This window comes from Paracidovorax oryzae ATCC 19882 (genome assembly GCF_000687165.1).
In the GTDB taxonomy this organism is placed as follows: domain Bacteria; phylum Pseudomonadota; class Gammaproteobacteria; order Burkholderiales; family Burkholderiaceae_C; genus Paracidovorax; species Paracidovorax oryzae.
Genome location: NZ_JMKU01000070.1, coordinates 1 through 1251, shown reverse-complemented (window position 1 = coordinate 1251; position 1251 = coordinate 1). Strand labels below are relative to the sequence as shown.

The window sequence follows — 1251 nt, the reverse complement described above, 5'->3', positions numbered from 1 at the left end:
CTGCACGCTCAACCCGCTCGACCCGGGCGTGGTGCCGGGCACCGCACCGCGCCCTCAACCGCTTGTGGGCTACCGCTACGACAGCGCAGGCAACCTTGCCGAGGTCCTGGGTGCGGACGGCACGGTGCTGCGCCGCTTCGGCTACGACGCACTGCACCGCATGACGGAGCACCAGGTGCGCCAGGGGCCGCAGCACCGCTACGTGTACGAGGACCAGACCGCGCAGGGCCGTCGCCAGGGGCTGGCGGCGCGCCCTGGGGCCCGGGTCGCCGAGCAGCACAACGAAGAGGGACTGTCGTACTTCTTCGAGTACAGCGAAGCACCTGACAGCGAAGCACCTGCCAGCATCGGTGACGGTCCGGCGGGCCCGGCGCGCAGCAGCACGGTAGTGCGCGACAGCCTGGGCCGCACCACGGCTTACCACTTCGAGGGCGAAGGCGGCCTCAAGCGCCTGGTGCGCCTCGTGGCCCCGGACGGGGCCGAGCAGAGCTATCGCCATGACAGCGCCGGCCGGCGCCTCTCGGTCACCGATGCGCTGGGCCGCACGACGTGGTGGCGCTACGACGGCGCAGGCCGGCTGCTGGGCGTGCAGGGCCCGGATGGCCGCAGCACGCAACAGCACTGGGGCGCGGCGGGCAGCGCGCAGGACGGGCTGCTGCTGGCGAGCCAGGACGCGGCGGGGCTGCGTACGCACTTCCGCTACGACGACTGGGGCCGGCTGGTGGAGGTGGCGAAGGCACCAGCCGGGAGCGAGGATGGAACCACGAACACCCAGTCCCTCACTACCCGGTTCGATTACGAGCAACCGCAAGATGACGGTACCGGCACCATAGTCTTCCCACCGCACACGCTCGCCTGGTGCGACCAGCCCGTGGCGATGATCGATGCGCAGGGCGGGCGCAGCCTCTACGCCTACAACGCCTGCGGCCAGCTCGCGCGGCACACGGACTGCTCCGGACGCAGCCAGACATGGCGCCACGGCGCCTGGGGCGAAGTGCTGGAGGCCACGGATGCGCTGGGCCAGCGCACCCAACTGCACCATGTGCTGCAGCACGGCGCGCTGCGTCTGGTGGGCGTGCAGCAGCCGGGCAACACGGCGGTGCGCCAACGCTGGTCGGCCGCCGGCACGCTGGAGGCGACCACCTACGGCTCGCACGACGTGCTGGAGGGCACGGGCGAGGCCGCGGGCACCAGCACGACGGTCGCCTACCGGCACGACCTGTGGGGGCGGGTGGTGGAGCAGGTGCAGGC

At 72.3% G+C, this 1251-nt stretch carries 1 pseudogene; it reads left to right on the top strand.

The window, feature by feature from the left end:
- Window positions 1–1251, top strand: a pseudogene (locus tag T336_RS25615) (RHS repeat-associated core domain-containing protein); the annotation flags it as partial.